Consider the following 21,774-nt stretch of genomic DNA (forward strand, 5'->3'; position numbering starts at 1 on the left):
GATGCGACAGGTGTGGATCACCGGACCCGGCGCGGTCGAGGTGCGCGACGTGCCCGAGCCTCAGCCGGCCGAGGGGGAGGTGCTGGTGCGCACCGCGTACGCCGGCATCTGCGGCTCCGACCTGCACACCCTCCACCGTGGACACCCGTGGCTGCCCTACCCGATCGCGCCCGGCCACGAGGCGTCCGGGGTGGCCGGCGGCGAACGGGTCTACCTGCGCCCCGCGGTCGCCTGCGGCGAGTGTTTCTACTGTGGACGCGGCCGGCCCAACCTCTGCGCCAACCTGATCGGCATCGGCTCGCACCGGCCGGGCGCCTTCGCCGACGCGTTCACCGTACCGGCCGCCGCGCTCGCCCCGGTGCCGCCCGGCGTGAGCCTCGCCGCCGCCGCGATGATCGAGCCGCTGGCCACCGCGGTACACGCCACCACCGTCGCCGGCGGGGTCGGCGGCGCCACCGTGGCGGTGCTCGGCGGGGGCAGCATCGGGCAGTGCGTGCTGCTGGCCGCGCTCGCCGCCGGCGCCGCGCGGGTGGCCGTCACCGACCCGGTCGCCGCCAAACGGAACCTGGCCGCCTCCCTCGGTGCGGCGGCAGCGCTCCCGCCCGCCGACGAGGACGGGATAGCCGGCGCGCTCGACGGCCGCCCGGACATCGTCTTCGACTGCGTGGCCTCGCGCGGCTCGCTGGAGTCGGCGCTGCGGCTGGCGATGCGCGGCGGCACGGTCGTGGTCGTCGGCGTCGGGCACGGCCCGTTCGCGCTCACCGTCGAGCAGATCCAGGACCACGAGATCCGCCTCGCCGGCTCCGCCATGTACGTGCCCGGCGACTTCACCGCCGCCGAACGCCTCATCGCCGCCGGCGCACCCGTCGACCGGCTCGTCACCGCCGTACACCCGCTCGACGCCGCGCCCGACGCGCTGCGGGCCGCGGCGGCCGGCGGCGAAGTCAAGATCCATCTGGCCGGCCCGGCCGCCGACGCGGGAGGTACCCCATGATCGTCCCCACGCCGGTGCTGATCGCGGCCCGCACCCCGCACCGCATCCTCGACCTCGAGGTGGGCGAGCCGCGCGCCGGCGAGGTGCGGGTCCGGATGGCCGCGTCCGGCGTCTGCCACAGCTGCCTGTACGCGATCGACGGCGACCACGCCGCCATCCCGATGCCGATCGTGCTCGGCGACGAGGGCGCCGGCGTCGTCGAAGCGGTCGGCACCGGCGTGACCACCGTGGCACCCGGCGACCACGTGATCGTCTCCTGGGCACCCGGCTGCGACCGCTGCCGCACCTGCCGGCAAGGGCTGCCCGCGCTCTGCACGCACCAGCCTCCGCTGGGCCGGATGGCCGACGGCACCACCCGCTTCCGCCACGACGGCGGCGAGGTGTTCCACTATGGACCGGCCACCAACGCCCCGCTGACCGTGGTCACCGAACGGGCCGTCGTACCCGTCGACCCGGCCATGCCACTCGACCTGGCCGCGCTGATCGGCTGCGCGGCCACCACCGGCGTCGGCGCCGTACGCAACACCGCCCGGGTCCGCCCCGGCGACGCGGTCGCCGTCGTCGGCTGTGGCGGCGTCGGCATCAGCGCCCTGCACGCGGCCGCGCTCGCCGGCGCCCACCCCGTGATCGCGGTCGACGTGCGCACGGACAAGTTCGCCGCGCTCAACCGCATGGGCGCTACCCACTGCGTCGACGCCGCCGCGCCCGACGCCGCCGACCAGATCCGCGACGCCGCCGGCCGGGGTGTGGACCACGCGTTCGTCACCACCAGCGCGGCCCCCGCCTTTCCGCTCGCCATGGCCAGCCTCGCCGTGCGCGGCACCTGCGTACTGATCGCCGGCTATCCCGACGGCGCCACCGTCAGCTTCGACCCCGGCCACCTGCTCAACGGCGAACGCCGCGTCATCGCCTCCAAGTACGGCTCGTCCAACCCGCCGGTCGACTTCCCCGACCTCGTCGACCTGTACCTCGCCGGCCGCCTCGACCTGGCCGCGATGGTCTCCCACCGCTGGCGCCCCGACCAGATGGACGAGGCCTACGATGCGCTGCGCTCCGGCGCCGCCACCCGCGGCCTGATCATCTTCGACACACCGGCGGCCGGCTGATGCGCGCCGTCCTCGCCACCGGGCCCGGCCAGCTCACCGTCACCAGCGTCCCCGACCCCACTCCCGGCCCCGGCGAGGTGGTCGTCGCGGTCCGCTCCTGCGGCATCTGCGGCACCGACCTGCACCTGCTCGCCGGCGACCTCGGCACCGACCGGTTCCCGCTGGTGCCCGGCCACGAGCCGTGGGGCGAAGTGGTCGACGCGGGCGCGAGCGGGTACCGGGCCGGCGACCTGGTGGCCGTCGACCCGTCGCTGCACTGCGGCGCCTGCGACCCGTGCCGCCGCGGCCAGGGCAACATGTGCCAGCGGTGGGCGGCGATCGGCGCCACCCGTGACGGTGCCTGGGCACAGTACGCCGCCGTACCCGCCGCCAACCTGCACCTGCTCGAGCCCGGCTTCCCGTTCGAGGTCGCCCCGCTGGCCGAACCGGTCGCCTGCGCCGAACGCGGCCTGCGCCGCCTCAACCCGCACCCGGACCAGCCCGCGATCGTCTACGGCGCCGGCACCATGGGCCTGATCATGGCCATCCTGCTGGACACCCGCGGCGTCGGGCCGGTGACCCTTGTCGAGGTCAACCCCGCCCGCCGCGCCCTCGCCGCCCGCCTCACCGCCGCCGACGTGCGCGCACCCGAGGACGCCGCCGAACTGAAGGCACCCTGGGTGGTCGAGGCCACCGGCAACCCCGCCGCCTTCGAACAGGCCCTCGCGAGCGTGGCCCGCGCCGGCACGCTGCTGGTCTTCGGCGTCGCAAGGCCCGAGGCCACCGCCGCTGTCTCGCCCTACCGCCTCTACGCCGACGAGCTGACCATCGTCGGCTCGATGGCCATCCTGCACAGCTTCCCCGCCGCGGTCGACACCCTGCGCCGCCACGCCGCCCGCCTCGCCCCGCTGGTCACCGACCGCTTCGGCCTCGGCGAGGCCGAAGCCGCACTCGCGCTGGTCCGCTCGGGTGAGACGATCAAAACCGTGCTGACCCCCGAGGAACCCACGTGACCCATCGCATCCTGGTCACCGGCGCCCGGCGCGGCATCGGCGCCGCCCTCGCGGTCGGCCTCGCCGAGCCGGGACGCACCCTGCTGCTGCACCACCTGGCCGCCCCTGACGAGGCCGCCCAGGTCGCCCGCGACTGCCGCGAGCACGGCGCCGAGGCGGAGATCCTGGAAGCCGACCTGTCCGACCCCGCCGCCGTCCACGACCTCGCCGCCCGCGCCGGCCATGTCGACGTGCTCGTCAACAACGCCGCCCGCGCCTCCAACGTGGACGTCGGGGAGCTGACGCTGGGGGAGTGGCAGCAGACGTTCGCCGTCAACGTCACCGCACCGATGCTGCTGGCCCAGGCACTCGCGCCCGGAATGGCCGAGCGCGGCTGGGGCCGCATCGTCAACATCACCTCCGCGACCGTCCGGATGGGCGGCCCGTCCGGCCCGTCGTACGTGTCCAGCAAGGCCGCCCTGATCGGCCTGACCCGGTCGCTGGCCCGCACGCTCGGCCGCAGCGGCATCACCGTCAACGCCATCTCACCCGGCGCGATCCAGACGCAGGGCGAGGTCGAGCTCGCCGGGGGCGCGAAGACCCGGAGGCGGTGGCGCGGACGCTGGCCCGGCAGGCGATACCGCGCCGGCTCGTGCCGGACGATCTGGTGGCCGCGGTCCGCTTCCTGGTATCGGAAGGCGCGGCCGCGACGACCGGCCAGGTGATCGAGGTCGGCGGCGGCCTGGTGTACCGCTAGCCGGCGCGGCGGCTGCCGCGCGTCTCTGAGGGTCCCTTCGGATACCGGGGCCGCACCGTGCGCTGCTCGGGGAACGTCCAGCCGAAGCGAACGGCGGCCAGACGCAGGGACGTCGTCACGACCACGCAGCCGAGACCGGCGATCAGGGTCGGTGTGCCGAATCCGGTCAACAGGATGAGCGTCCCCGCCCCGGCCCCGGCGGCGACGGCATAGAGGGTGCCGACCTGGAGAAAGGAGATCGGAAGGCTCAGGATGACGTCGCGCAGCATTCCGCCTCCGATGGCTCCGATGACCCCCACGACCAGCGCTCCGGCTTCGCCGACGCCGAGAGACAGCGCCTTCGAAGCCGCGATCGCGCCGAACAGTCCCATGACGACCGCGTCCAGCACGGTGATCAGCCAGTCCGCTCGCGCGAATACCGGCTGCAGCAGCATGCCCAGGACCGCCGAGGCGCCGGCCACCAGCAGGTACCAGTTCTTCCAGATCACGACGGGCGGCTGGTTGAGCACGATGTCGCGGAGCAGGCTGCCGCCGAGCGATACGGCGAGCCCGATGACGATGACGCCGAGCACGTCGATGCGGCGGTGCCTCTTTCCGGCCGCGAACAGGGCGCCCTGGAGGCCGCCGAGTCCCGCGGCGAGGAGCTCGATCCACAGCGCCACCTGAAACGACGTGGACATGCGGTCACACTCCGCAAAGGTCGGGGCCGGCTCACGTGGCGGGTGCGAGCCGGCCCGGGGTGGGAGTGGTCAGCGACCGCTGGCGGCGTTCTGCGCGGCGGTGACGATCACGTCGGAGACGGCGGCGGACTGTGTCACGTAGAGCGCGTGACTGGCCGGGACGTTGGTGATCTTCGCGTTCATGCGCTTGGCCATGTGCTGCAGCATCGCCTGGTCGAACGACTTGTCCTGCGACGCGATGACGGCCCAGGTCGGCTTGTCGCGCCAGGCGGCGTTCTTCACCGGCGTCGCGAACACCGCCATGTTGATGGGGACCTGCGAGTCGCGAAGGAAGGCGGCTTCGGCGTCGCTGGCATCGGCGGCGAATCCGGCCTTGAACTTGTCGTAGTTGAGGAAGCCGTAGCCGTCCTCGACGACGTCGATGACGAAGTCGGGCGTCGGGGCGAATCCCTCGTACTGCTGGGCGGTGGTCTCGCCGGCATCGGGCGCCAGCGCCGACACGTAGACAAGTCCGGCGACGTTCGGGTGGACTCCCGCCTCGGTGATGACCGTGCCGCCCCAGGAGTGGCCGACGAGGATCGTCGGGCCGTCCTGCTGGTCGAGCACTCGTGTGGTCGCCGCGACGTCGTCCTCGAGCGAGGTCAGTGGGTTCTGCACGATCGTGACCCGGTAGCCCTGGGCCGTCAGCTTGTCGTACACGCCGCGCCAGCCCGAACCGTCAGCGAACGCGCCGTGCACGAGCACGACATTCTTGATCTCTTGACCGGTGGTGCTCATGAGGTTCTTCCTTCCGTCGCCGCGCCGGCTTCCCCGGCGGGTCTCGGTGGGGTCCGGCGGTCGCCGGCCTGCATGCAATATATTGCATGCAGAACGATCCGACAAGGGCTGCCTCGACTTGTATCCGCCGGTGCAGTGTGTGCAATATGTTGCATGCCGATCCCAACGAGCGGTCCGGCCGTGGACCGCTCACTGCTGCGTGACGATGTCTACCGCCGCCTTCGCGACGCCATCGTCGACGGCACCTTCCTGCCCGGGGAGCAGCTCAAAGACGGTGAGCTCGCGGAATGGCTAGGAGTGAGCCGCACCCCGGTGCGCGAGGCCCTGCTACGCCTCGGCGGCAGCGGACTGGTGGTCGCGCTGCCGGGCCGATCGACCAGGGTGAGCACCATCGATCCGAGAGCGGTACGGGATGCTCGCGACGTCATCGCCGCGATGCACGAACTGGCCGTTCGCCAGACAACCGGCCAGCTCAGCGATGACCACATCGAGCGCATGCGGGAGGCCAACCGCCGCTTCGCCGAGGCGGTGGACGCCGGCGACATCGGCGCGGCGCTCGACGCCGACGAAGAGATACACCGGATCCCGGTCACCGCGCTGGGCAACAAAGCGCTCGAGACCGTGCTCGACCAGTTCGATCCCCTGGTACGCCGCGCGGAGCGGATGCGTTTCAGCGCGGACGGGCACATGTCCGTGGAACTTCATGCCCAGCTGATCGAACTCATGGCGGCCGGCGACGTGGAAGCGGCCGCGTCAGTGGCGTTCAACATCTGGCACACCCTGCCGGCCGAGGCGGACGTGCCGACGGCTGATCTCCAGAGCGGGGAGTAGACCGGACGGCTTCGTGCGTCCCGCGTCGCGGCGATGTCGTCCAGGACCAACACCCGCGTACCGTCACCGGCCGGATCGACCGCGCCGCCTCCGCGTCGTCGTCGGCCAGCGCGGTCTTGCCCGCGCCCGCCGACCGACGAAGGTCATTTTCATCAGCGCAGGCTTCCGTCCGGCGGTGTCGGCTGGCTAGGGCATCGCCTTCAGCCACGCAACGAGAAGCGGCAGCACGTCGCGCAGATCGCTTCCGTCCGCAGACACGTGAGCGGCCGCGCGAGCCGCTGCGGTCGCGTTGAGGCACCGTGCGTGTCATCGCCACTCCATGAATCGCCATCGAGGGAGGTGACCTGCGTCTTTTGGTCGTGTTCGAAGGTCGTTGCGAGTAGCCGGGGCGCCGGGCGACGGTGACGGGGCGCGCAATCCCAGGCCGGACCACTGCCGGCGCCGGCCACCACCTTCAACCTAGGAGGGTCATGTCGAACCTTCGCAAGTTGATCCGCGTACTGGTCGCATTGGCTGTGGCGACCGTCGTTGTCGCCGTCGTTCCGGCAACGCCAGCGGCGGCCGCAGCCTGCCAGGTCGTGGACTACACCCCGTACAACGGCGGGCGAGCGTATGCGACCAATTCCGACGGCCGGCAAGAGTGGTTCGGTCGCGGGCCGGTCGGCTATGACTACGTCCTGCATGACTACCAGAACGACAACTTGAACTGGACAGGGACCTCTTACCGGCTCGGCGGCGAAACGATCGGCAAGCCGACGGCCGTGCGCAACCGCGACAACCGCCTGGTCGTATTCGTGGTCGGCACCGATCACCAGGTCTACTTCAAGTACCAGACAAACCCCGGCAGCTCGTGGGACTGGCAGGGGTGGTTCAGCCTTGGCGGCTACGCGAGCGCGAATCCGCTCGCGCTGGTCAACCACGACGGCCGGATCGAGGTGTTCATTCGGGGCAGCGACAACGCGCTGCACCACCGCTGGCAGAACCTGGACTACTCCTGGTCGAACTGGGTGACACTGGGCGGTGGGCTCACCAGCTTCCCGTGGGGCGAACGCAGCAGCGACGGCAAGCTCGTCATCAACGTCCGTGGGACCGACTGCTACCACTATTCGATCTGGCAGACGTCGCCCGGCGGTAGCTGGAGCGCGTGGCACCAGTGGGGTTACATCGGATGACAACTGACAGGTCGTAGAACATACCGGTCTGCCCGCGAGCGAGCAGATCACCGGATCCCCACCTGACGGGTGCTAGGTGGGGATCCTTACGAGGAGCGGTACATGATCTCGGTGGTCGCACGTGAGGTTGGCGTCGAAGACGAGTCGTAGCCATTACGGTGGCGTCTTGGAAGCCCGCTTCACAGGTAACCGGCTCCGGGTTCGTTTCAACGAGGGGCGGTAAGGGATCTTCGGCTCGAAGACGCCGAGTTCGAGTTCCTTGTGGAGGACTCGTCCGTGGATCTGCCGGAGGTTCGACGTCAGCTGCTGAGGGTTTTGACCTGTGGTAGGCCGGAGTACCGCCCGCAAATTCTGGAGATCGAACTATAGGAATTGCCCATCCGCGGAGGTTGGCTGCGTTGATGCGGCGTCGGCCTCAGCTGCGGACGAACCACCAGCCGTTGCCGAGCGAGGCCGCTGTGGTCACCGAGGTGCCGTCGATGGTGAGCTTTTGGCCGTGCCGGGCGGTTGGCAGGTGGGCGTAGCCGTATCCGTAGCCGTCCCAGTTCGACATCCACTGGACGGTGTCGCCTCGGGCGGCTGCCGCGGCGAAGTCTGAACGGTGTGCCAGATGATAGGCGCACGGGTAGCCGAGCTCGAGGTCCTTGCGGACGACGACGGCCAGCCCGAGGGCAGCCACGAGTGCCAGCAGGATTGCGCTCAGGCCGTCGCGTCGCCAGAAGGTGAGCAAGGTTCCTGCGACCGTCGCCGCTATCGCCAGCAGCCACGCGCAGCCTGCGACCGCCCAGCCAAGCACGAACGAGGTGGCATCCAGCGGGTACCGGAAGAACTCGACCGCTGCCGTAGCGGCGACACCGACGGCGACTGCGAGTAGGGCCCAGCGGCCACTGTCGACGGTGGTCAGCACTGCCTCATCATCGCGGTCCGTTCACAGTGTTCGCAGGTTGGCGCCGGTCGCGTCGATGTAGCCTCGCGATGGTGAGCGACGCTGGAGATCGCGGGAGCGGTTCGAGTCGGGCGGGCGAGTCTGCCGTAGCGCAGTTGTTGGTGGCGGCGCGGGCGGGCGACGGCGATGCCTTCGGCCGGTTGGTGGGGCCGTTGCGGGACGAGCTGCGGGCGTACTGCTACCGGATGCTGGGGTCGATTCACGACGCGGAGGACGCGGTTCAGGACACCCTGGATCGGGCGTGGCGCAGCCTGGCGCGGTTCGAGGATCGCGGGTCGATCCGGCCGTGGCTGTACAAGATCGCGACGAACCGGTCATTGACCATCATTGAACGCCGGGGGCGGCGCGAGTTGCCCGCTGACCTGAGCTCGGAAGGCGCGCCGCTGGCCGAGGTGGCGTGGCTGGAGCCGTACCCGGATCAGCTGATGGGCTGGACGGCGCGGCTGGGCCCGGAGGCCCGGATCGTCGCGCGCGAGAGCGTGGAGTTGGCGTTCGTCGCCGCGTTGCAGCATCTGTCGGCGTCGCAGCGAGCGGTGCTGTTGCTGCGCGACGTGCTCGGTTACGCCGCCAGTGAGGTCGCCGACCTGTTGGACACCACGGTCGCCGCGGTCAACAGCGCTCTGCAGCGGGCCCGCAAGGTCGTCACAGACCTGCAACCGGAACCCAGCCAGCAGCAGACCCTGAAGAGGCTCGGCGACGCGGCACAACGGGAGATGGCCCAGCGGTACATGACCGCTTGGGAGGCCGGTGACGTCGACACCATCGTGGCGATGCTGGCCCAGGACGCACGGTACTCCATGCCGCCGCTGACCACCTGGTACGCCGGCCGGGTGGACATCCGCGCGTTCCTGGTCGACGCGGTGCTGCGGCATCGCTGGCGGTTCCTGCCGGCGCGGGCGAACGGGCAGCTCGCGTTCGGCACATACATGTGGAGCGACGCGCGGGGCGCGTACCTCCCGGCGGGCCTGGACCTGCTGGCGCTGCGCGGGCAGCAGATAGCCGAGGTGGTCTCGTTCCTGGACGCCGACTTCCCGACCTTCGGCCTGCCGGCCCAGCTGACCGCGGATGACTTCTCAAACGGCGATGAGTTTGCGGGCCGGCCCGGGTTGTAGTCCTGACGGACGCATAAACCCGGAAGGACGAAGCCGAACATGGCTACCAACGAGGAGCAGATCCGCACCCTGATCGTGCGCTGGGCCAAGGCGGTCCACCACGGCGACCTCGGCGCGGTCCTTGCTGACCACACCGAGGACATCGTGATGTTCGACGTGCCGCCACCGCATCAGGGAGTGCGTGGCCTGGACGCCTACCGTGAGACCTGGCCACCATTTTTCAAATGGCAGGCCGAGGGCGGCTCGTTCGAAATCGAGTCGCTGGACGTCACCGCCGGCGACGATGTCGCCTTCGCGTACGCCTTGCTACGCTGCGGCACCGAGCGCGACTTCGCCGACAATCCCGACAACCGCCTGCGGCTGACGTTAGGTCTGCGCAAGGAGGCCGGCCGGTGGGTCGTCACGCACGAGCACCACTCCTTCCCGCTCACCGACGGGGCCACCGCGGCGGACCCCGCTCCCGACCGGGACCGCGCCGCCGCCGAACAGGACCTGCGCCGGCTACACCAACGCTGGTTCGACAACACAGCCGCCAAAGATCTCGACGGCCTGATGGACCCCATCGCCGACGACGTCATCTCCTACGAACACGACCAGCCACTGCAGCACGTCGGTGTCGAAGCCGTCCGCAAAGTGTGCAAGGCCGGACTCGACGCGGCCGGTGACAGCACCGTCACATGGAACGTTCCCGACCTGAAAGTCCTGGTCGACGGCGATCTCGCCGTCGCCTGGGGCCTCAACCACGTACAGGTCACACCCGCTGACGGCCAGACCGTGGACACCTGGTCCCGCGGGACCAGGATCTTCCAGCGCAGAGACGGCGCCTGGCAAATGACCCACCAGCACCTTTCCTACCCCTACGCCCCAGCCACCGGCGACGCCAGGACCGACCTCCGCCCGCAACCGGGACGGCGCGACCAACCCGACGAGCACGGACGATAACCCACAAGACCGCTTCGGGTACGGCCAGCTGCGCGCAGCCAGCCGTACCCGGTGAAGGGCGCTCTATCCTCGGGCCATGTCTGTGGGTGGTCGGTGGCGCTGGTCTCAAGGCGGCTACCTGACCGGCTGCTTGGTCGGTCTGGTCATTATCTCGGTCGGCTGCGCGGGTGAGACCCGCGACAGCTCCGACAGGGGCCAGGCCCCGCCGTCGCCTTTCCTCGCCCGGAATGCGTTCGACTTCGCCAACGGCGACGTCGCCGCCCGTGTCGCCAACGTCGCCCGTGTCAACGCGGACGTCACCGGCACCATCGCCCACGAGGTTCGCACCTTCGGCCGCGCCAACCGTGCGACCTCCGGTGATTCGCTCGATTCGTGCCGTGCCGGCCCGGATCGATCCGCTTGCCTGCGCGCCGCCCATTCCGCCGGAGCGGCCCGAGATCGTGGTGAAGGTCGATGCCGGCGGCCACAGCCGTGACCTGTTCTCGGTCCGGCTGATGTATGGCGTCGGCGGCAGTAGCCGGTACGGGGGCGAGGTGAGGATGGCCTATGACGCCAGCCGTGAGGCGTTTGTGTACCGGTTGCCAGCGGTTACCCGGGACAAAGTGGGCGGCGAAGCACGCAGCATCAGCCTATCCGCCGTCATTGAGGCCGGCTCGTCGTACCTGGGCTTGCTCGAGCCGCCGACGACCGCTTACATATCCTTCGCGAGCTACTGCCTGACGACGCCCGACGCACCACGCCCGTAATCCCCAGCAGCTACCGGCGCCGTCATTTGGATCACCGCGCGGCCTGCACCGGTGAGCGGCCGCACGCCCGCACCGGTGTCCAACCTCGACAGCGGGCAGCTCAACGCCTCGCCACGTAGGGCCGTCGGTCTCGGCCGGGGCGTTGTACGCCACCCGCGGCAGGCACCATGGAACCGGCCGGTCGGAGCGGGCATAGGTGGGGTGTGGGTGACACGACGGGTGTGACCGGACTCGGCGACGGCGAGCTGTGGGCGCGGGCCGTGCGGGGCGAGGCGGAGTGCTTCGGTGTGCTGTTCGACCGGCACTGCGAGGCGGTCCGTGCGTACTGCGCGCGCCGGACCGGTTCGGTCGACGCGGCCGACGACCTTGTCTCGATCGTCTTCCTGGAGGCGTGGCGGTGCCGTGCCGGCGTGGAGCTTGTCGACGGCACCGCCCTGCCCTGGCTCTACGGCATCGCCCGCCGCACCGTGCAGCACCGGTGGCGTAGCGCCCTACGGCACCGGCGCGCGCTGTCCCGCCTGCCACCGCCACCGGTCACGCCCGACCACGCCGACGAGGTCGCCGCCCGCCTCGACGACGAGCGCCGCCTCACCCAGCTCACCCGGGCCTTCGCGCGCCTGCCTGCTGCCGACCGCGACGTGCTGATCCTCTGCGTGTGGCAGGGGCTCAGCTACGCCGCCGCCGCGGTCGCGCTCGGTGTACCGGTGGGCACGGTCAGGTCCCGCCTGTCACGCGCGCGCGCCCGCCTCGAAAGCCTCGCCACGCCCGACGCACTCATCGGCTCCGCATCGCGCCAGGAGTTGCCATGACAGGGTTGCAGTCCCGCCTTGACCTCGAGCGCCACGCCGCGGTTCGACGGCTGCTCACCGACCACGCCACCCCACCCCCGCCGGCGGTGCGCGCACGCCACCGCCGGCGGGCCGGCCTCGCGGTCGCCTCCGTCGCGGCGGTCGCGGCCACCACGACGGTCCTGCTGATCGCCGATCCGTCCGCGCCGCCGAGCTACGCGGGCTGGACCGCCGAGCCGGGGGCCGTACCGCCGGTGGGCGCGTCGAGCGACGACATCGCGACGTGGGCGTCCAAATGCAGCGACCTGGACGTCGGTGCGGTGGGCGTGCAGGGGGTACCCGCGCGCCCGGCTGCCGCGGCCCGCCGGCAGGTGCTGGTCGACCGCCGCGGCGACCTCACCTACTGCGTCGACGTGTCGGTGGGCAACGGCACGCCGGCCGACCCGCTCATCGCCCTGTCCGGCCTGCGGACCGAGGAGCACGGCGGCCTCAACAGCATGTCCGCCACCGTCTCCGACAAGCCCTTCACCCCGCCGCCGGCCGGCGACGTGCTGGTGCTCGGCGGCAACCTGTCCGCCCCACCCCCGAGGAGACCGAGGAGGGCGTGATCCGGCTTGAGGTCAACCAGGTCTACGGGCTGAGCGGTGCGGATGTGACCGGCGTGGACATCGTGCTGGCCAACGGCCTGCGCGTCACCGCCACCGTGTACGGCGGCGTCTGGGGAGCCTGGTGGCCCAGCGACCGCGGCTCACCGGCCGGCTCCCGCCTCGAGCTCCGGACCGCCACCACCACCCGCACCGTCGACCCCGCCGCCCACCAGCTCCGCATCGAGTGACCGGACCGGACGGGGGTTGCCAGCCAGCCGGCGGGCGGGGCGGGTGACCGGGGCGAGCCACAGCGCATAGAGGATGCCGGCTGCCGCCCAGAGCAGCGCAGCGCCCGGAATCGCGGCGAGGCCGTCGACCGGATAGGTCGTGTCGGAGAGCGCGAATAGCAGCGGTGCTCCGACGACGGAGATGGTCACCACGGCCATGACGGCGGGCACGGCGGCACCGATGCCGGCCAGTGTCCAGAGTGGAATTGTCCGGGCCCGCGGCCGGTGGCCACGGAGGATCGCCAGCACGGCCAGGGTGGCCGGTCCGGCAAGCAGGATGCCCATCGCGGTCGTGGCGGGTGCGGCTCCATTTGTGGTACCGGCGCCGAGCGCGCCCAGCGGGACCGCCACCAGCACCACGAGCGCGCCGACCGCGAGCGGGCGTGGCGGCGTGGCGCGGCCGTGCCAGGTGGCGAACGCGGCCAGCATCACGGCCAGCACGGCCAAGCCGGCGGTCACGACCGCGAAGCCCGCCGGCAGGAGCCGGTGATTGACCTCCGGTGTGCCCTGCACCAGCAGGAACGGCCCGCAGCCGATCGAGGTGACCGCCGCGACGGTGAGCCGCCGCCGGACCGGTGCCGAGCGCGGCACGTGCAGCCGCGGCCCGGCCAGCCACCAGGCGGCGCCCGCGACCGCGGCGGCGACCAACGCCGGCACCCGCGGGTCGGTCACGCCGTCGCGGGCGAGGACGCCGTCGGCGACCAGCAGCAGGGTGCCGAGACCGGCCGCGGCCAGGGGCGGGCGGTGCCGGTCGGCGGTCGCCGCCAGCAGCCCGATCGCGGCCGTCGCGATCGCGGCCCACCGCAGCTCGGCGACCCACATGTACAGCTCGCCGTCGCCGCCCGGCATCGGCGCCATCGCGGCCACCTCGGGCACGGCCGGCGTGAGCACCGCGACCGCGTACGCCCAGGCGGCCAGCGCGGCGACGAGTGCCACCAGGCCGCCGAGGCCGGGTCGCCACCAGCCGGGCAGCGGCGTGCGGAGGTCCGGGGGCGGGGGTGCGGCCACCTGGCGCTCGCGCGTGGCCGAGCCCAGCGTGTATCCGACGGTGATGGCGGTGAGCAGCAACAGCTGGCCCGGCAGCCAGGGCGCGTCTTCCATGAGCGGCAGGCTCGACCCGGACGCACCCGCGAGCGCGGCGGGGGCCCAGCGCAGGGCCGTGGCGGCGCCGTCGAGGGTGGGCGCCACGAGTGGCGCCGCGGCGGCGATGCCGGCGGCCTCGACAAGGATCAGGGTGCCCACGCAGCCGGCCACCACGGCCGCGACGAGCTGACCGCCGATGATCCGCCGGCGCACCTGTGCGGTGAGGACCACGCAGGAGGCCAGCCAGACGGCCAGTCCGATGAGGAGCGGGTCGAGCATGGCGCCGGTGCCCGTCCCACCCACCTGGTAGGTGCCGCAGGCGGCGGCCGCCGCGCCCAGCGCGAGGGCCACGGCCAGCACCGGCACACCCGGCAGCGCCCGGCCGAGGGCGGTGCCGCCCAGCCCGCAGAGCGCGACGAGGGTGAGCAGCCATCCCGCGTACATGCCGGCGGTGAGCCAGCCTTCCAGCTCCGGCCCGGCCACCGCACCGGAGAGGTCGCGCAGGAGCGCGACCGGGACGGGACCCGTCGCCAGCACGGCGAACATGGCCACGAACAGCCCGCCCGAGCCGAGCGCCACCGCCGCGCCGGCCGTGCCGGGCGACAGCCACGGCCGCACGGACACCGCGCCGCCGCGGGGCGGCGCGCTGAGGGCCAGGCTCGCCGCGAACCGCAGTGCGCGCAGCTCACGCCTTACCGCTCCGCCGCGCTCGTGGCGGAGCACGTGGACCTCCGCCGTCCACTCCGCTAGCCGCTCGGCCCGACCCGGCACTGGCCAGCGGCGGGCGGCGAGGCGCAACACCACTCCGGTGAGCCTCATGCGAGCCGCGGCCGTCGGCTCGCCGGCTGCGCCTTGGCCAGGCGCGCGGAGAGGTCGGCGACCGCGTCCCGCGCCGCCACCGCGCCGTCCGGGGTCAGCCGGTAGTAGCGCCGCGCCGGCCGGCCCACCTCGGTCGTGTCGACGCCCTCCCAGTGCGCCGCCACCCAGCCCGCCTCCTGGAGGCGGGCGAGGATCGGATAGAGCGTCCCGCTGGGCTGGCCGGTGGCCCGCATCAGCTCCAGACCGTAGCGATCCGCGTCCGGATCCTCCAGAAAGACGGCCAGTACGGTCGCCACCGCAGCCGTCACTCGCATAGCCATGTAGAGATTCTACATAGCCCCTCGGGAGTCGTCCTCGCGGTAGGTGGCACCGCCGCGTGCCTAGCCAGCCGGCAGCGGCCGACAGCGGCGAGCATCGGCCTGACCACCACGCTCAAGATCCAGGCCAACCGGGAGTGGTCCAGCAAGGTCGGGATCCGCCTGTCGGCGCTCAGCCCGGGGCTTGCTGGCCGAGCCACGCCAGGACGGCGAGCACCCGGCGGTGGTCCTCGTCGGTGTCGGCGAGGCCGAGCTTCGCCATGATGCTGCTGACGTGGGTCTCCACCGTGCGGTCGGTGAGCCACAGCCGCCGGGCGATGCCGATGTTCGTGCGGCCCTCGGCCATCAGGGCCAGCACCTCGCGTTCCCGGGAGGTCAGGGCGGCGAGCGGGTCGTTGTGGCGGCGGGTGATGAGGGCTGCGACCGCCTCGGGGTCGAGCGCGGAGCCGCCGGCGGCGACCCGGCGGATGGCGTCGAGGAAGTCGTCGACGTCGAAGACGCGGTCCTTGAGCAGATAGCCGAAGTGCCCGCGGGTCACCAGCTCGACCGAGTGGCGCGTCTCCAGGTGCTGGGACAGCAGGACGATACCCAGGTCCGGGTGGGTGTCGCGGAGCTGGCGGGCGGCGCGGGCGCCGTCGTCGGTGTGGTCGGGCGGCATCCGGATGTCGATGATGGCCAGGTCCGGCTGTTCCTTGTGGACGGTGGCGACGAGCGCCGGCGCGTCCGGCGCCTTGCCGACGATCTCGTGGCCGGCGTCGACGAGGAGCCGGGCGAGTCCCTCCCGAAACAGCGCGGAGTCTTCGCCGATCACGATGCGCATGGCAGCACCGCCTCCACCTTCGTGCCCGCGCCGAGCGGGCTGTCCACGCGGAGCGTGCCGCCGAGCGCGGCCACCCGGTCGGCGATGCTGGAGCGCTGGGACAGCGTTGCGCCGCCGCGGCCGTCGTCGCTGACGCTGATCAGCAGCTGGCCGTCGGACCGGCAGACACTCAGCACGATGCGCTCGGCGGTGGCGTGCTTGACCGCGTTGGTGAGGGCCTCGCTGACCACGTAGTACGCCGTCGTGGCGACGTCGTCGGGCAGCGGGTCGGTGCGGATGTCCAGGTCGATCTTGATCGGCACGGTGCGGACCAGCTCGGTCAGCGCCGGGCCGAGGCCGTCGTCGAGGCGGCCGGGGCGCAGGCCGTGCGCGATCCGGCGGAGCTCGGCCAGCGCCGTGCCGAGCTCGGCGACGCCCTGGTCGAGCACCGCGTTGACGTCCACCGAGCCGTCGCCGAGGTGCCGCTGCGCGAGCCGGAACGCCATGCCCAGTGAGGCGAGCCGCTGCTGGGCGCCGTCGTGCAGGTCGCGTTCGAGCCTGCGCCGCTCGGAGTAGCCGGCCTGCACCAGCCGGGCCCGGCTCGACTCCACCTCGCGCAGCGCCTGGGCCACCTCCAGCCGCAGCCGCACGACCTCGACCAGCGTCGCCGCCGCACCGCCGACCTGGCGGAGCAGCTCCGGGCGTACCGCGCCGGAACCGGGCCGGATCACGCCGATCTCGCGCCCGCCGAGCTCCACCGGCACCGCGCCGGCGGGATCGACGCGGTCGCCGCCGGTGTCGACGTACCCCTCGGTGCCGGGCACCTGGAAGCCCACCCGCAGCCCGGGGTCGCGCAGTGCGGTGCGGAGCATCCCCTCCAGCTGCTCGGGGCGGGCGTCGCCGCTGCGCGCGTCCCGGCTCAGCGCGTCGACCGCGGCCAGCGCGGCCCGGCGGATCGGGTAGAGGCGGCGGTCGACGCCGCGCTGCAGCCGCGTCCGAAGTGGAGAGAGCGCCACCGCGCAGACCGCGGTGGCGACGGCGGCGGCCACAGTGGACTCCTGACCGAGCAGCACACCGCCGATGACGGACGTGACCGCGTAGATCCCGATGAGCGTCGCGCTGACGAGGCCGTACGTGACCGTGGCGGCGAGCGCCTTGTCGACGTCGTAGAGGTCGTGGCGCAGCATCGCGACCGCGGTCGCCACCGGGATGCCGATCAGCCCGGCGAGGCCGATCGCGGCGCTGACCCACAGCGGCCGGCCCCACAGCAGGATCTCCAGCAGGCACGCCAGGGGATAGATCGGGATCGCCATGCCGGCCAGCGCCAGCCACTTGATCTGCGCCCGGCGTACCTGGTCGGAGCGGCGGAACCGGACGACCAGCGACGCCGCGCAGACCAGCACCAGGGCCAGTTCCAGGACGAACACGACCAGGCCCGCCGCCTGCAGGGGCAGCGGCAGCGGTGACCACGGTCGGGGGATGTCCTGCAACGGCGCCCGGAACGGCATGGTGTCGAACGAGGTGCCGATATGGTCGATGGCGGCACAGGCGACGAGCGTGGGCGGGATCCACCGCCACCGCGGGCCGGGCACCTTGCCGTCCGGGAAGTACAGCAGAAGCAGCGCGACGGCCACGAAGATCCACACCGCGCTCTGGTCGGCGAGCGCCGCCAGCCAGTCGAGCGACGGCAGCGCGTCCGGGCGCCGCTCGGCCAGGTACCACCAGGCGATGTCGCGGCCGGCGTTGAGCGCCGTGGTGAGGCCGAGGAGACCCAGCAACGGTCCGACGACGTTGCGGGGACGGCGGCGGGCGATGACCAGACCGAGTACCGCCGCGGCGGGCGCCACGCTCAGGGCGATGCCCAGGTTGATCAAGGCCCCGGTGACCGGGGCCCGTGCGGCCAGCACCACGGCGACCGCCAGCACGACCCCCGTGACCAGGCAGGTCGCCAGTGCGACGCGTCGGGGCCCACTCATGCCCGCACTCTACGACCGGGTGGCCGCGATGGGACCAGTGCTGGCACGGAGGTCGGGGCCGGCGCCTGTACCGATGCCCCGGACCGCCCCCGGATCCCAGCCTGGATGGCATCGCCAAGCGACCCGTCTCGGAGGGAAGTTGATATGTCCACCCAAACCGCCGCGGTCACCTCCGCGCCTGTCCGTCCCGCCGCCCCGCGGGCCGCCATCGTCTCCGCCTTCCTGGCCCTCGGCGCCGCCGTGGTCGCCGTCCTCGTGCTGTGGCAGCCCTGGGGCGAGCGGGACGCCCTGGGCTACGCCGACCTCGCCCCGCACCGCGACGCCGCGTGGCTCGGCTCGCTGGCCGACGGCCTGGCGTTCGCCGTGGTGGGCACCGCGCTCGGCCTCGCCGTCTGCCTGCTCGCCCCCGCCCGGGGCGCGGCGTGGGCGAACGTTGGAGCGGTCATGACCACGCTCGGCGGCGTCGCGTTCTGCGCGGGCATGGTGTCGTTCGGATCCTTCGCCTGGTACGCCACCGACACCGCCGCCATCCCCTCCGGCCCCGGCGAGGCGCTGATGAGCTACGTCGAGGACAGCCCGGGGCACATGCTCGGCGTACAGATGGTCGGGTTCCTGCTCTTCACCCTCGGCTCACTCGCCCTGATGGTGGCGCTGTGGCGGGCTCGCGCGGTGCCGCGGTGGCTGCCGGTCGCGTACCTGGTGCTGACGGTCGGCACGTTCGCGCTCGGCGGAGTCGTGCTCAACGTCGTCCAGGCGGTCCAGATGCTGAGCCTGGTGGTGGTCGCGTACTACGCGATGCGCACCGCCTGACCCACCCGAGCTGGGCCCCGGCGCGGCAACGCCGGGGCCTAGCGGCGTCACTTCTCGTACGCGGTCCAGCAGTTGCCGCGGCTGCGCAGGAACAAGCAAACTCTTCCTACCGTCCGCCCCCGGGCAACCCTGCTCCCGTGTTGAGCGCGCTTACAGGACATGCGCGGTGGACACGCCGGCCGTTGCCGGCCGACCAGATCCGGAACGTTAGCGACCAGCACGGCCAGGCAGCCCCGCCCAGACCGCACGTCAGGACGCGGGTGTAGACAGGTAGCAGGTTGCCGCTTCAGTGGAAGGGCAGGTCTGCCATGCCTGTGCAGTTCAATCACACGATCGTCGAGGCCCAGGACCGGGACGCGACGGCCGACTTCCTGGTCGATCTGCTGGGGCTGGAGCCGGCCGGGACGTATGGGCCGTTCCGCGTCGTCGAGCTCAGCAACGGCGTCTCCCTCGACGTAATCCAAGCCGGCCGGCCGGTGCGCGCACAGCATTACGCGTTCCTGGTCAGCGAGGAGGAGTTCGACAAGATCTGGGCTCGGATCAAGGATCGCCGGCTGACATTCTGGGCCGACCCGCTCCACCGCCAGCCCGGACGGATCAACACCAACGACGGCGGACGGGGCCTGTACTGGGCCGACCCGAACGGTCACAACCTCGAGATCATCACGCGGCCGTACGGCGGATGAGAGCGAGCGATCAAACCCGGCTATGGTGTCATGCGTGAGGCTTCTTCTCACGTCCGCGGGCGTCAGCAACCCAAGCATCCGCGATGCGCTTGTCGACCTGTTGGGCAAGCCGATCGCCGACTCAAGGGCCTTGTGCGTCCCTACGGCGCAGTACGGCCATCCGATGTGCGGGCCGGCGTCGGCGTGGCGGTTCATCACCGGCCAGACGCCGCTACCCATGTGCGACTTGGGCTGGAAGTCGCTGGGCGTCCTTGAGCTGACGGCGCTGCCCAGTGTCGGCGAGCGGCGGTGGGTTCCCTGGGTCCGGGAGGCTGACGTCCTGCTGGCGGCCGGCGGCGATGCGATGTACCTGTGCCACTGGATGCGGCAGTCGGGGCTGGCGGACCTGCTGCCGTCGCTGCGGGACACCGTGTGGGTGGGGTTGAGTGCGGGAAGCATGGTGATGACTCCCCGGATCGGTGGGGACTTCGTGGAGTGGACGCCACCGACCGGGGGCGACAGCACCCTCGGGATCGTCGACTTCTCGATCTTTCCGCACCTGGGTCACATGCCGGACAACACCTTGGCTGCTGCCCAGAGATGGGCGGCCGAGATCGCGGGTCCGGCGTACGCAATCGATGACCAGACCGCCATCAAGGTGACCGACGGCACCGCCGAGGTCGTCTCCGAGGGGCACTGGAAGCTGTTCTCCTCAGAGCCGTAGCCAAACAGCCGAGTGCCGCGAGCGCCAACAGCGGGCTGCCGGGCAGCTGCGGGCGCTGGCTGCCGAGCTACCTGTCGCGACGCCGGTTGGTGGTCGTCTCGGTGCGGCGTTCGCCGCGGTTGTGGACGCGGGGCGGCGGCACGCGATGCCCCGGCCGTTTTGGTTGGGGTTGGCGCAGGTCGCGCAGACCCTCTGCCTTGACGAGATCGAGGACGCGGACTTCGACGAGGCGCGCGCCGCGCGTGTGGTCCGTGACCTCAGCGGCGGTGGATCGTCACATTGACGGCGGGGTTGATCGCGCACACGGTGGCCGCGATGCTGTGGGCGTGGAGTACGTGTCCAGAGTGCCGCGACCGCCGCTGGACGGGCTGATCGACGACCTTTACTACCTGGAGGGTGCGCCGCCGTACGCCCGGCTGACGCTGCCGCCGGCGCCGTCGGCGTTGCTCATCGTCAACCTCGGGGCGCCGTTCCGAATCCGCGCCGGCACCGACATCGAGACGGCTGAGTACGCCGACGGCTGCGTGATCACCATGCCCACCCGCGCGTTCGAGTTCGGCTACCCCCTCCCGACCCGGTCCGTCGGCGTGCACGTCAAGCCGTGGGGCCTGGCGCCGTTCCTGCCGATGCCCGCGGCCGAGCTGTGCGACCGGCCGGTGACGGTAGAGCAGGTTTGGGGGCGGCCAGCCGTTGCCGAGCTTCGAGACCGGCTCGCCGCGGCGGACGGACCGCACGAGATGCTGACGCTGCTCGAGCAGGAGCTGTTGCGACGGCTGTGCGAGACCGCCGGCCTGGGGCTCGTCCGCCACACGAGCAGTGTGATCGCGGCGGCCAGCGGGGCGGTGGCGATCGGCGACCTGAACCTGGCAGCCGGTGTCAGCAGCACTCATCTGGCACAGCGGTTCAAGGAGCTCATCGGCGTCACGCCGAAGCGGCTGGCCCGCACCTACCGCTTCACCGCCACCGTGTTCGCGATCAACCCCGCTGAACCGATCGACTGGGGCGACGTCGCCGGTCGCGCAGGCTACTTCGACCAGGCCCACTTCGGCCACGAGTTCCGTGCGTTCACCGGGCTCACGCCGACCCGGTACATCGAAGTCCGGCGGCGTTTCCTGCGTGAACATCCCGGCCACGTGATCGACGGCTGGCCGCTTCCGGCCGATTGATTTCTTACAAGAGCTGCAGCTCACGACCCACTAATTTGGGGCACCCCAAAGCAGAGGAGAGCCCCGTGGGCAAGGTAGTCATATACGCCTCGGTGTCGGTGGACGGCTTCGTCGCGGACGAGAACGACCAGCCCGGACCGCTGTTCGACTGGTTGACCAGCGGTGACGTCCCGTTGGACGAGAGCGGCATGCTGAAGGTGTCGCAGGCGTCCTACGACCACACCCGCACGTACTGGGACCAGATCGGGGTGACGATCGCCGGCCGCCACGTCTTCGACCTGACGGACGGCTGGGACGGGAAGCCTCCGGGCGGCATCGACCACGTGGTCGTCGTTACGCACCGGCCGGCGCCCGAGGGCTGGGACCCCGCGGCGCCGTTTCACTTCGTCGACGGCGTCGAGGCAGCCGTGGCCAAGGCGCAGCAGCTTGCGGGTGACCGCCTGGTCGAGGTCGCCGCTGGCGACGTCGGTGGCCAGGTGCTTGCCGCCGGCCTTGTCGACGAGGTGCGCATGGACGTCGTACCCGTCGTGTTCGGGTCCGGCAAGCGCTTCTTCGGGTCGGTCAACGCGCAGCACCTGTTGGAGGATCCTGACGTGACGATTCAGGGCAACCGGGTGCTTCACCTGCGCTATCGGGTGCGCCGCTGACCCGGCTGTACGCGGCGAGTACACCCCGGGAAACGGTCCAGGATCGCGGGCGCGGCGGCGTCGGTGGGCGGG

General features: G+C 71.8%; 25 protein-coding genes. 18 read left to right on the forward strand and 7 right to left on the reverse strand.

Annotated features, from left to right (window positions below; genetic code table 11):
* The first annotated feature begins 1 nt into the window (after position 1).
* From Phou_RS37165 to Phou_RS37180, 4 genes are read left to right on the forward strand one after another with little or no spacing between them, the layout of a single operon-like run.
* The gene (locus Phou_RS37165; RefSeq protein WP_173066157.1) at positions 2 to 994 is read left to right on the forward strand and encodes a zinc-dependent alcohol dehydrogenase; all 993 of its coding nucleotides are present in this window, start codon (positions 2 to 4) and stop codon (positions 992 to 994) included.
* Positions 991 to 2,100 (forward strand): zinc-binding dehydrogenase, encoded by a 1,110-nt coding sequence (locus Phou_RS37170; RefSeq protein ID WP_173066161.1) that lies wholly within the window; start codon positions 991 to 993, stop codon positions 2,098 to 2,100. Before Phou_RS37165 ends, Phou_RS37170 begins: the two co-directional genes overlap by 4 nt.
* Complete coding sequence (locus Phou_RS37175) at positions 2,100 to 3,092, forward strand: alcohol dehydrogenase catalytic domain-containing protein (RefSeq protein WP_173066164.1); 993 nt, start codon at positions 2,100 to 2,102, stop codon at positions 3,090 to 3,092. Before Phou_RS37170 ends, Phou_RS37175 begins: the two co-directional genes overlap by 1 nt.
* Positions 3,089 to 3,796 carry an SDR family NAD(P)-dependent oxidoreductase gene (locus Phou_RS37180; protein ID WP_173066167.1) on the forward strand — a complete coding sequence of 236 codons (708 nt, stop codon included), beginning with the start codon at positions 3,089 to 3,091 and terminating at the stop codon, positions 3,794 to 3,796. The genes Phou_RS37175 and Phou_RS37180 overlap by 4 nt, the downstream gene beginning before the upstream one ends.
* Before the next feature lie 28 nt (positions 3,797 to 3,824).
* On the opposite strand, the gene Phou_RS37185 is transcribed toward Phou_RS37180, so the two are convergent.
* Together Phou_RS37185 and Phou_RS37190 are read right to left on the reverse strand one after the other, a co-directional pair.
* On the reverse strand, positions 3,825 to 4,508 hold the full coding sequence (locus Phou_RS37185) for a trimeric intracellular cation channel family protein (RefSeq protein WP_173066170.1): 684 nt from the start codon (positions 4,506 to 4,508) through the stop codon (positions 3,825 to 3,827).
* 69 nt (positions 4,509 to 4,577) lie between these two features.
* A complete protein-coding gene (locus tag Phou_RS37190) occupies positions 4,578 to 5,285 on the reverse strand; it encodes an alpha/beta fold hydrolase (protein ID WP_173066173.1) in 708 nt (235 codons plus the stop codon).
* A 180-nt stretch (positions 5,286 to 5,465) separates the two neighbouring features.
* Here Phou_RS37190 and Phou_RS37195 point away from each other — a divergent pair, with 180 nt between their 5' ends.
* The gene (locus Phou_RS37195; protein WP_246274151.1) at positions 5,466 to 6,116 is read left to right on the forward strand and encodes a GntR family transcriptional regulator; all 651 of its coding nucleotides are present in this window, start codon (positions 5,466 to 5,468) and stop codon (positions 6,114 to 6,116) included.
* Positions 6,117 to 6,586: 470 nt separating this feature from the next.
* On the forward strand, positions 6,587 to 7,288 hold the full coding sequence (locus tag Phou_RS37200; RefSeq protein ID WP_173066179.1) for a DUF8189 domain-containing protein: 702 nt from the start codon (positions 6,587 to 6,589) through the stop codon (positions 7,286 to 7,288).
* Positions 7,289 to 7,703: 415 nt separating this feature from the next.
* Here the strand turns inward: Phou_RS37200 and Phou_RS37205 are convergent, their stop codons facing one another.
* Entirely contained in the window at positions 7,704 to 8,195 is a 492-nt protein-coding gene (locus tag Phou_RS37205) for a hypothetical protein (protein WP_173066182.1), read from the reverse strand.
* Positions 8,196 to 8,335: 140 nt separating this feature from the next.
* Between Phou_RS37205 and Phou_RS37210 the strand changes: the two genes are divergently transcribed.
* From Phou_RS37210 to Phou_RS37235, 6 genes are all read left to right on the forward strand, one after another.
* Positions 8,336 to 9,346, forward strand: coding sequence for a sigma-70 family RNA polymerase sigma factor (locus Phou_RS37210; protein ID WP_246274152.1), 1,011 nt, complete (start codon positions 8,336 to 8,338; stop codon positions 9,344 to 9,346).
* Positions 9,347 to 9,385: 39 nt separating this feature from the next.
* Positions 9,386 to 10,288, forward strand: a complete 903-nt coding sequence (locus Phou_RS37215) for a YybH family protein (protein ID WP_173066188.1) — start codon at positions 9,386 to 9,388, stop codon at positions 10,286 to 10,288.
* A 356-nt stretch (positions 10,289 to 10,644) separates the two neighbouring features.
* Positions 10,645 to 11,034, forward strand: a complete 390-nt coding sequence (locus tag Phou_RS37220) for a hypothetical protein (RefSeq protein ID WP_173066191.1) — start codon at positions 10,645 to 10,647, stop codon at positions 11,032 to 11,034.
* A 203-nt stretch (positions 11,035 to 11,237) separates the two neighbouring features.
* Entirely contained in the window at positions 11,238 to 11,843 is a 606-nt protein-coding gene (locus tag Phou_RS37225) for an RNA polymerase sigma factor (protein WP_246274153.1), read from the forward strand.
* Positions 11,840 to 12,430: a hypothetical protein gene (locus tag Phou_RS37230; protein ID WP_173066197.1), complete on the forward strand. Its 591-nt coding sequence runs from the start codon at positions 11,840 to 11,842 to the stop codon at positions 12,428 to 12,430. The genes Phou_RS37225 and Phou_RS37230 overlap by 4 nt, the downstream gene beginning before the upstream one ends.
* Positions 12,427 to 12,657 (forward strand): hypothetical protein, encoded by a 231-nt coding sequence (locus Phou_RS37235; RefSeq protein WP_173066200.1) that lies wholly within the window; start codon positions 12,427 to 12,429, stop codon positions 12,655 to 12,657. The genes Phou_RS37230 and Phou_RS37235 overlap by 4 nt, the downstream gene beginning before the upstream one ends.
* On the opposite strand, the gene Phou_RS37240 is transcribed toward Phou_RS37235, so the two are convergent.
* From Phou_RS37240 to Phou_RS37255, 4 genes are all read right to left on the reverse strand, one after another.
* Positions 12,571 to 14,598, reverse strand: coding sequence for a hypothetical protein (locus Phou_RS37240; protein ID WP_173066203.1), 2,028 nt, complete (start codon positions 14,596 to 14,598; stop codon positions 12,571 to 12,573). The genes Phou_RS37235 and Phou_RS37240 overlap by 87 nt on opposite strands.
* On the reverse strand, positions 14,595 to 14,918 hold the full coding sequence (locus Phou_RS37245; protein ID WP_371872248.1) for a PadR family transcriptional regulator: 324 nt from the start codon (positions 14,916 to 14,918) through the stop codon (positions 14,595 to 14,597). Before Phou_RS37245 ends, Phou_RS37240 begins: the two co-directional genes overlap by 4 nt.
* Positions 14,919 to 15,087: 169 nt before the next feature.
* Positions 15,088 to 15,735 carry a response regulator transcription factor gene (locus Phou_RS37250; RefSeq protein WP_173066206.1) on the reverse strand — a complete coding sequence of 216 codons (648 nt, stop codon included), beginning with the start codon at positions 15,733 to 15,735 and terminating at the stop codon, positions 15,088 to 15,090.
* Positions 15,723 to 17,690, reverse strand: coding sequence for a sensor histidine kinase (locus tag Phou_RS37255; protein ID WP_173066209.1), 1,968 nt, complete (start codon positions 17,688 to 17,690; stop codon positions 15,723 to 15,725). The genes Phou_RS37250 and Phou_RS37255 overlap by 13 nt, the downstream gene beginning before the upstream one ends.
* A 144-nt stretch (positions 17,691 to 17,834) precedes the next feature.
* On the opposite strand from Phou_RS37255, the gene Phou_RS37260 reads away from it, so the two are divergent.
* From Phou_RS37260 to Phou_RS37285, 6 genes are all read left to right on the forward strand, one after another.
* Positions 17,835 to 18,500: a hypothetical protein gene (locus Phou_RS37260; RefSeq protein ID WP_173066212.1), complete on the forward strand. Its 666-nt coding sequence runs from the start codon at positions 17,835 to 17,837 to the stop codon at positions 18,498 to 18,500.
* Between the two features lie 308 nt (positions 18,501 to 18,808).
* Positions 18,809 to 19,186, forward strand: a complete 378-nt coding sequence (locus Phou_RS37265; RefSeq protein WP_173066215.1) for a VOC family protein — start codon at positions 18,809 to 18,811, stop codon at positions 19,184 to 19,186.
* A gap of 34 nt (positions 19,187 to 19,220) precedes the next feature.
* Entirely contained in the window at positions 19,221 to 19,889 is a 669-nt protein-coding gene (locus Phou_RS37270) for a Type 1 glutamine amidotransferase-like domain-containing protein (protein WP_173066219.1), read from the forward strand.
* Positions 19,890 to 20,034: 145 nt separating this feature from the next.
* On the forward strand, positions 20,035 to 20,172 hold the full coding sequence (locus Phou_RS37275; RefSeq protein ID WP_173066222.1) for a hypothetical protein: 138 nt from the start codon (positions 20,035 to 20,037) through the stop codon (positions 20,170 to 20,172).
* Between the two features lie 43 nt (positions 20,173 to 20,215).
* Positions 20,216 to 21,055 carry a helix-turn-helix domain-containing protein gene (locus Phou_RS37280; RefSeq protein ID WP_246274154.1) on the forward strand — a complete coding sequence of 280 codons (840 nt, stop codon included), beginning with the start codon at positions 20,216 to 20,218 and terminating at the stop codon, positions 21,053 to 21,055.
* A 65-nt stretch (positions 21,056 to 21,120) separates the two neighbouring features.
* Complete coding sequence (locus tag Phou_RS37285; RefSeq protein ID WP_173066228.1) at positions 21,121 to 21,702, forward strand: dihydrofolate reductase family protein; 582 nt, start codon at positions 21,121 to 21,123, stop codon at positions 21,700 to 21,702.
* The last annotated feature ends 72 nt before the right edge of the window (positions 21,703 to 21,774 follow it).

Origin of the sequence: Phytohabitans houttuyneae (assembly GCF_011764425.1) — a bacterium.
Taxonomy (GTDB): domain Bacteria; phylum Actinomycetota; class Actinomycetes; order Mycobacteriales; family Micromonosporaceae; genus Phytohabitans; species Phytohabitans houttuyneae.

Excerpts from the sequence above, each read along its gene's own strand:
- Phou_RS37165 (WP_173066157.1), top strand. The coding sequence starts at position 2 with ATGCGACAGGTGTGGATCACCGGACCCGGCGCGGTCGAGGTGCGCGAC.
- Phou_RS37170 (WP_173066161.1), top strand. The coding sequence starts at position 991 with ATGATCGTCCCCACGCCGGTGCTGATCGCGGCCCGCACCCCGCACCGC.
- Phou_RS37175 (WP_173066164.1), top strand. The coding sequence starts at position 2,100 with ATGCGCGCCGTCCTCGCCACCGGGCCCGGCCAGCTCACCGTCACCAGC.
- Phou_RS37185 (WP_173066170.1), bottom strand. The coding sequence starts at position 4,508 with ATGTCCACGTCGTTTCAGGTGGCGCTGTGGATCGAGCTCCTCGCCGCG.
- Phou_RS37190 (WP_173066173.1), bottom strand. The coding sequence starts at position 5,285 with ATGAGCACCACCGGTCAAGAGATCAAGAATGTCGTGCTCGTGCACGGC.
- Phou_RS37200 (WP_173066179.1), top strand. The coding sequence starts at position 6,587 with ATGTCGAACCTTCGCAAGTTGATCCGCGTACTGGTCGCATTGGCTGTG.
- Phou_RS37215 (WP_173066188.1), top strand. The coding sequence starts at position 9,386 with ATGGCTACCAACGAGGAGCAGATCCGCACCCTGATCGTGCGCTGGGCC.
- Phou_RS37230 (WP_173066197.1), top strand. The coding sequence starts at position 11,840 with ATGACAGGGTTGCAGTCCCGCCTTGACCTCGAGCGCCACGCCGCGGTT.
- Phou_RS37240 (WP_173066203.1), bottom strand. The coding sequence starts at position 14,598 with ATGAGGCTCACCGGAGTGGTGTTGCGCCTCGCCGCCCGCCGCTGGCCA.
- Phou_RS37245 (WP_371872248.1), bottom strand. The coding sequence starts at position 14,918 with ATGGCTATGCGAGTGACGGCTGCGGTGGCGACCGTACTGGCCGTCTTT.
- Phou_RS37250 (WP_173066206.1), bottom strand. The coding sequence starts at position 15,735 with ATGCGCATCGTGATCGGCGAAGACTCCGCGCTGTTTCGGGAGGGACTC.
- Phou_RS37255 (WP_173066209.1), bottom strand. The coding sequence starts at position 17,690 with ATGAGTGGGCCCCGACGCGTCGCACTGGCGACCTGCCTGGTCACGGGG.
- Phou_RS37260 (WP_173066212.1), top strand. The coding sequence starts at position 17,835 with ATGTCCACCCAAACCGCCGCGGTCACCTCCGCGCCTGTCCGTCCCGCC.
- Phou_RS37265 (WP_173066215.1), top strand. The coding sequence starts at position 18,809 with ATGCCTGTGCAGTTCAATCACACGATCGTCGAGGCCCAGGACCGGGAC.
- Phou_RS37275 (WP_173066222.1), top strand. The coding sequence starts at position 20,035 with ATGCCCCGGCCGTTTTGGTTGGGGTTGGCGCAGGTCGCGCAGACCCTC.